This window comes from Streptomyces sp. NPDC097619, from assembly GCF_040302735.1.
Taxonomy (GTDB): Bacteria; Actinomycetota; Actinomycetes; order Streptomycetales; family Streptomycetaceae; genus Streptomyces.
The window spans coordinates 22,695-29,283 of the sequence record NZ_JBEOSD010000103.1 but is presented as its reverse complement, the minus strand read 5'-3'; the positions used below and the strand labels follow the sequence as shown (position 1 = coordinate 29,283).

Genomic DNA, 6,589 nt, shown 5'->3' with positions numbered 1-6,589 from the left:
GACCGGGCTGACCCGTCGCGCCGGGCAGGCCGTCCTTGCCGGGGGTGCCGGGCGGCGGCCCGTCGCGGCCCTCGGGGGCCACCGACCGGGTCCTAGAAGCGCAGGGCCCAGCCGTCGATGTAGCCGCCGAAGCCCGCGCTCTTGTCGGCCACGCGCAGCTTCCAGGTGCCCTTCGCGGTCTCCGAGGAGGCGTTGATCCCCCAGATCCCGATCACGTTGTCGCGGCTGTCCCAGAGGTACTCGGTCTTCAGTCGGTAGACCGAGCCGTCCGGCGCGATCAGGTCCACCCGGAGGTCGCCGCGCCAGCCGTGCTTGACGTTGACCTCGACGTCGAGGTCCTTGGGCGCCTTCCCGGCCACTCCGGTGACCTTGATCGAGGAGGTGCGGGTGTTGTCGTTGATCGTGTAGTTGGTGGTGTTGACGAACCGCGGACCGGCCGGGTGCGCCGCGCCGCCCACGTAGAGCAGGCGGTTGGGCGAGCCCGCGAGGTCGTGCAGGGTGCCGGTGGTGGCCTTGGCCTTGATGGCCTTGTCCACCTGGGCCGGGGTCGCCGTGCGGTTGAGGCCCAGGTACAGCGCCACCCAACCCGCCACGTGCGGCGAGGCCATCGAGGTGCCGGACTTCGTGCTGGACCCGGTGTCGGAGAGGTTGCTCGCCGAGACGATGTCCGAACCGGGCGCGAACAGGTCCACGCCCTTGCCGAAGTTGGAGTAGTCGGCCCGGCTCTCGTCGTCCTCGGTGGCCCCGACCGTGATCGCGCTGGCCTCCCGGGCCGGGGAGTGCCCACTGGCGTCCTGGTTGCTGTTGCCCGCGGCCACCGCGTAGGTGATGCCGGCCCGGACGGAGTTGCGGACGGCCGTGTCGAGGGCGACGTTCGCGGAACCGCCCAGGCTCATGTTGGCCACGGCGGGCTTGACGGCGTTCCTGGTCACCCAGTCGACACCGGCGATGACCTGGGCGTAGCTGCCGGAACCGTTGGCGTCGAGGACGCGCACGGAGACGGCCTTGGCCTTCTTCGCGACGCCGAAGGTCGAGCCCATGACCGTGCCCGCCACGTGCGTGCCGTGACCGTTCGGGTCGTCCGCGGCCCCGCCGTCGATGGCGTCGAAGCCGTACCGGGCCCGGCCCCCGAAGTCCTTGTGCGTGATCCGGATGCCGGTGTCGATGATGTACGCCGTGACGCCGCTGCCCGCGGAGGTCGGGTACACGTACTTCTTGTCGAGCGGGAGCCGTCGCCGGTCGATGCGGTCCAGCCCCCAGGACGGCGGGTTGGTCTGCGTGGTGTCGGTGGCGTGCACCCGGGTGTCCTGGATGACGGCCTGGACCGACGGATCGGCGGCCAGGCGGCGGGCCTGGTGCTCCGAGAGCTTCATGGAGTAGCCCTGGAGGGCCGCGCTGTAGGTGTGGCCGAGCTTGCCCTGGTAGCGGGCGGCGAGGGCGGCGCCCCGCTGCGGGGCCGCCTTCGCGGAGGCCCCCTTGAGCATCACGATGTAGCTGCCCGGAACGGCGTCGGCGGCTCCGGCGTTCAGTACGGTCCCCTCGCCGCCCGCGGCGGTGGCGACGGGCGCCGCGAGGGCCCCGCCGGTCGCGAGCGCGGCCACGAGCAGCAGCGCGGCGGATCCGCGCCCTGCCGGCTTGTCGAAGAGCATGAAGATGTTCTCCCCCCTGTATCGGCCCGCGCGGTGCGGCGCGGACTTCCCCTGGTCCCCCCGCGTCGAGCCGGGGTTTCCCGGGACGGAACACTGTCGTAATCACAACCTCCTTGCAATACGACAGAGTTGGCCGGATCCGGTCCACCGGAGTACGTACATGCGAGGACGCCGGCTCCCCCATCGGGGAACCGGCGTCCGGGTCACTCGGCGTTTGCGGGGCTTACGAGGCGTTCTTCACGGTGCCCGTCAGCAGGGGGCCCCGGATGGGCTCCCACTTGTCGTCGTACGAGGTCAGACGGGCGTTGAGGGTCTCGGTGCCCTCGGCCACCCGGTCCTTGACGGTGGGGATGGAGACATCGGCGGTGAGCTTTCCTGCAGGAACGTTCACCCACACCATCGGCTCCTCGGCGACCGTAGACAGCGGACGCTCCGGAGCGGGCTCCGGGCCGAAAGTGTCCTTCAGCCAGCGGCCGTCCACGTCGAGGGTGGACAGCTCGGTGCCGGTGCGCACGGGAAGGATCCGGAACTCCCCGGAGAGGTCGACGTCGGCCGCCTCCGAAAGCGTGACCCGCCAGACCAGGGGGCTGCCCTCGGTCACGGAGGTCGATACCGGAACGGCCTTCATGAGGGGCATCTTGTCGTCGTTGAGGGCGACGACGCCGCCCAGGTGGGAGCCGATCACGGCGCCGCGCACGGCCTTGACGAAGACGTCCTGGCCGGTGTCGTAGCCGAAGCGCTTGTTGCCGCGCACGGTGAAGGACACGTCGACGCTGTCGGAGCCGGCGCGGACCTTGACCACCTTGGAGGTGGTCCGGCCGTCCCGGCCCGCCTCGCGGACGAACACGCGGACGGAGCCCTCGCCCTTGCCGGTGACCTTGACCGGCACCTTGTAGGTGCGGGAACCGGAATCGCCCTCCCGCACGGCGAGCCGGCCGATGTCCACGCGGGGCAGCGCGGCGGCGGTGACGGCCGGGGTGCCGGGACGCCAACCCCAGGCGTCCATCAGCCAGGCACGACCGGAGGTGCTGCGCGGGACCAGCTCCAGCGAGGCCACCTTGGTCAGGTCGAGCCCGGCGCGGGTGGCGGCGGTCAGCGGGAGGCGGACCTCGCGGGCCCAGAAGGAGGCGGTGCGGTCGGTGCCGGGCAGTCCGTCGAGGGCGGCGCGGCCGAGGACGGCGCGACGGCCGGAGGCGTCGGTGAGGGCCACGTCGAGCCGGGTGCCGGTGGTGTTCGGCGGCACGAACAGGCGCAGCGCGAGCTCCTTGGATCCCTTCAGCGAGGCCGGGGCGGCGGGCTTGACCACGGCCGGGGTGCCCGCGGCGGTCCAGCGCAGGGCGACGGCCTGACGACCGGGCTCGGGGCTCGCCTCCCAGCTCGCGAAGTGCGGGGAGCCGCCCTCCTTGCCGCCGGTCAGGCAGGAGGTGCGGGAGAAGTCGACCTGGTCGCAGAGCTTGGCCCCGCCGGTCGCGGTGATCTTGGCGCCGCCCGCGGGCACCACGAGCGGGAGGCGGTTGCCGCCGACCGCGTGGGTGAGCACCCGGGCCGGGTCCGCGGACTTCGCGCGGACCGGGGAGCCGTCGAGGAGGGGGCGGACCTTGTCGTCCCCGCCGACGAAGAGCCGGGCGGCGGCGGCGATGTAGGTGGCGCCCGCGGCCTGCTGCTGCGTGGCGGTCAGGCGGGTCTTCTTGCCGGGGGCGCAGACCGGGTCCGGGGTCTCGCCGGGCCAGAAGTCGTCCTCGGCGGGGGCCTTGGCCTGGCCGGGGGTCCACTCGCTGTTGAAGTAGTTGTGGTTGGCGCCGACCATGTACACGGAGCTGTGCAGGGCGGTGCCGCGGCTCACGCCCCGGGTGCCGTCGGCGACGATCTGGCCCTGGAGGTCGGAGACGTCGCCGTCGCAGCCGGGGAGCAGCGTCGCGGAGGGCACGTCCGGGACGGGGTTCTGGCCGAAGATCGTCGGGCCGATGAGGACGTTGCCGCGGATCTTCCAGCGGACCGGGCCCTTGTGGCCGTCCTGGTCGGCCGGGGGCCGGAAGAGGCTGTCGAGGGCGGCGCGGTTGACGCCCTCGCCGCCGCGCGAGTGGCCGACGAGCAGGACCTTGTCGAGGTCGGCGCGGCCCACGGCCTTGACGGCGGCCGGGGCGCCGGCCGGGTCCTTCGCCCAGTCCGCCCAGCGGGAGAGGTGCTGCCGGACCAGGGAGGAGCGGGCCTGGGCGCCGCCGTCCTCGGCCTGCCAGTCCTGGCCGTTGATGCCGTTGGCGGCGATGGAGACGGTCGTGTAGCCCTGGGAGGCGAGCAGCTTCTGGGCCCGCAGGTAGCCGTCCTGGCTGGGGATGGGCTTCATTCCGGCCTTGCAGGGCCAGTCGCCGGTGACCTCCCCGCGCGGGGAGTAGCAGGTGCCGTGCCGGCCGTGCAGGAAGAGGGCGAGCGGGCGGCCGCCGGTGGCGCCGACCGGGCCGACGACCGTGCCGGTCATCTCCACGGGTGCGGCGAAGCCGGGCAGCTTCACGGACTTCAGGGTGTACGCGCCGGTGGCCGTGCGGTACGGGCCCGACACGCCGGGGTCGACCGGGTTCGGGGGCAGCGGGGCCTCGGGCCGGGCGGCCTGCGGGAGCCGTCCGGACTGCGGGGCGCGCTCGGGCGCGGCGGCGTCGAGGCGGCGGCCGGCGGCCACCACCTGGAGCTCGGCGGGCGCGCCGAGGCGCAGCCCGGCGGCGGGGAGCCGGAAGGTGCGGCCGTCGGGGGCCGCCTCGGGCAGGCCGAGGAGGCGGTCGCCGGAGCGGAACTCCACCCGGGCGTCGCCCATGGGGACCCGGTCCTCCGAGGTCCAGACGAGCTGTCGCTCCTGCCCCTGCCCGGTGAGCTTCCAGCCCTGCGGCAGGGCGGCGCCGTTCTGTCCCCCGGGCGCGCCCGGCAGCGCGGCGGCCGCGGGGAGCGGCTGCGCCAGTGCCGGGGAAGCCGAGGCCAGGGCGAGTACCGCCGCGGCCGCGGTCACCACGCGTGTGACACGTATCAAAGTGGTCGTCCTCATCATCGGTGCGGTGGGCGGCCCAGTGGTCGGCGGGCCCTCCCTCGCCCCCGGAGGACGGCAACCCGCGTGCCCGGGTTGCCTGTCGGCGCGAACTACGGGGAAGAATCCGCGGAATGGGCCGAGTTGGGCCGCCCGAACCGCATCGAGCGCGACAAATCACCCCGGGTTCGGCGGATTCCGGCCGGCCGGGGCGACCGGGGTGCCGGGCGTGGTCGCGGCGCCGCCGGGGAAACGGGCGACACCCCCGCCGGGGCGGGGGTGTCGGTTCGACGCACGGTGCGCTGCGGGGTCTCGGCCGGGGTGGTGCGGGCCGGCCGGGGCGGGCCGCGGGTCAGGAGCGGCGGCGGGGCTTGCCCTTCTTGGGAGCGGCTCCACCGGTCCGGGAGCCGCCGCCGCGGGTGCCGGCCCGGCCGCCGCGGGCGGCGGGCTTGGCCGCCGTCCTGCCGGGGGTCTTCGCCGGGGCCTTCGCGGCCCGCTTGGCGGCGGATCCGTCGCCCTCGGTGCGGCGGCCCTGCTCCTGGGCACCGCGGGTGCTGTTCGCCGTACGGCCGCGGACGATGCCGATCATCTGCTCGATGAGGTCGGTGGTGCCGTCCTGCGGCCAGGACAGGACCACCCCGGACTGCGGGGCGTCGGTCACCGGCCGGTAGGTGAGGTCCTTGCGGTGGTGCAGTCGGGCCAGGGACTGGGGTACCAGCAGGACGCCGATCCCGGCCGCGACCAGCTCGATGGCGTCGCCGGTGGTCTCGGGGCGTTCCAGGGCCGGGCGGCCGGGCGGCGCGGTCCATGCGAAGACGTCGTCCCGCGGGTGCAGGACGAGCTCCTCGTCGAGGTCGGCGAGGGTGAGCTCCTCGGCCGCGGCGAAGAGGTGGTCCTTGGGGCAGACCACGACCGTGACCTCGGTGTACAGCGGGATGGCGCTGAGCTCGTCGCGGTCCACCGGGAGCCGGACGAACCCGGCCTCGGCGCCGCCCTCGCGCAGCAGCGCGGAGGCGTCCGCGGCGGCGACCTGGACGAGGGCGAGGGGGTGCTCCGGGAGCCGCTCGTTCCAGATCCGCACCCACTTGGTGGGGGTCACTCCCGGGACGTAGGCGAGCCGGAAGGAGGGGGAGGTGTCCGAGCCTGTCACTCCCCCAGGTTACCGGGCGTGGTCGGAGGTCGCGCACACGCTCGATACCCTGGGAGGCATGACCTCGCACCAGAGCACCCAGACGATGAAGCCCGCGACCGCGGCGAAGAAGCTGGGTGTGTACCTCCAGGCCACCCCCGCCGAGTTCCAGGCGGGCACGGTCACCCGCGCCGAGCTGAACGCCCTCCAGGCCGATCCGCCCCAGTGGCTGAAGGACCTGCGCGCCGACGGCCCGCACCCCCGTCCGGTGGTCGCCGCCAAGCTCGGCGTCTCCATTTCCGGTCTCGCCCGCGGCGGCATCACCGAGGCGCTGACCACCGAGCAGATCGAGGCCGTCAAGAAGGAGCAGCCGGAGTGGCTGCGCAAGGAGCGCGCCACCCAGGCCGAGGTCCGCAAGGAGACCGTGCGGATCAAGGAGAAGCACGCCGAGCAGGCCGCGAAGGCCGCCCAGCGGGAGGACGACGGCCGGGACCTCTGACCGGAGCACCGGTTCCGGTCCCGCTCCCGCTCCCGGCGGACGCCGCCCCACCTCCCGACCCGGGATCGGTGGGGCTTCGGCACGCCACCGCACGGCCCGCAGGCGCCCGTCCCCACCCGGGGCGGGCGCCTGCGGCATGTCCCGCCCCGCCCGGCCACCGGCCGAGGGCGGCCCGCTCCGGGCGGGTCGGGTGGTCCTGACCGGATCCGACCGGATCCGACCGATCGGCCCGCCGGACCGGGTGCGGACCTGACCGGGTATCAGGTCAAGCGTCCCGGACCCTTGACTCCGTACCCGCCGGT

The 6,589-nt window shown here is 74.3% G+C and carries 4 protein-coding genes; 1 reads left to right on the top strand and 3 read right to left on the bottom strand.

The window, feature by feature from the left end:
• Positions 1 to 92: 92 nt before the first annotated feature.
• From ABTZ17_RS24900 to ABTZ17_RS24890, 3 genes are all read right to left on the bottom strand, one after another.
• Positions 93 to 1,649, bottom strand: coding sequence for a S8 family peptidase (locus ABTZ17_RS24900; RefSeq protein ID WP_352197921.1), 1,557 nt, complete (start codon positions 1,647 to 1,649; stop codon positions 93 to 95).
• Positions 1,650 to 1,872: 223 nt separating this feature from the next.
• Positions 1,873 to 4,665, bottom strand: a complete 2,793-nt coding sequence (locus ABTZ17_RS24895; RefSeq protein WP_502994829.1) for an alpha/beta hydrolase — start codon at positions 4,663 to 4,665, stop codon at positions 1,873 to 1,875.
• Between the two features lie 346 nt (positions 4,666 to 5,011).
• On the bottom strand, positions 5,012 to 5,809 hold the full coding sequence (locus ABTZ17_RS24890; RefSeq protein WP_352197919.1) for a LysR family substrate-binding domain-containing protein: 798 nt from the start codon (positions 5,807 to 5,809) through the stop codon (positions 5,012 to 5,014).
• A gap of 58 nt (positions 5,810 to 5,867) precedes the next feature.
• On the opposite strand from ABTZ17_RS24890, the gene ABTZ17_RS24885 reads away from it, so the two are divergent.
• Positions 5,868 to 6,287: a DUF5997 family protein gene (locus ABTZ17_RS24885; RefSeq protein ID WP_352197918.1), complete on the top strand. Its 420-nt coding sequence runs from the start codon at positions 5,868 to 5,870 to the stop codon at positions 6,285 to 6,287.
• Positions 6,288 to 6,589 lie beyond the last annotated feature (302 nt).

Bases quoted from the DNA above. Each gene is read 5' to 3' on its own strand.
- ABTZ17_RS24885 (WP_352197918.1), top strand. From the start codon at position 5,868: ATGACCTCGCACCAGAGCACCCAGACGATGAAGCCCGCGACCGCGGCG.
- ABTZ17_RS24900 (WP_352197921.1), bottom strand. From the start codon at position 1,649: ATGCTCTTCGACAAGCCGGCAGGGCGCGGATCCGCCGCGCTGCTGCTC.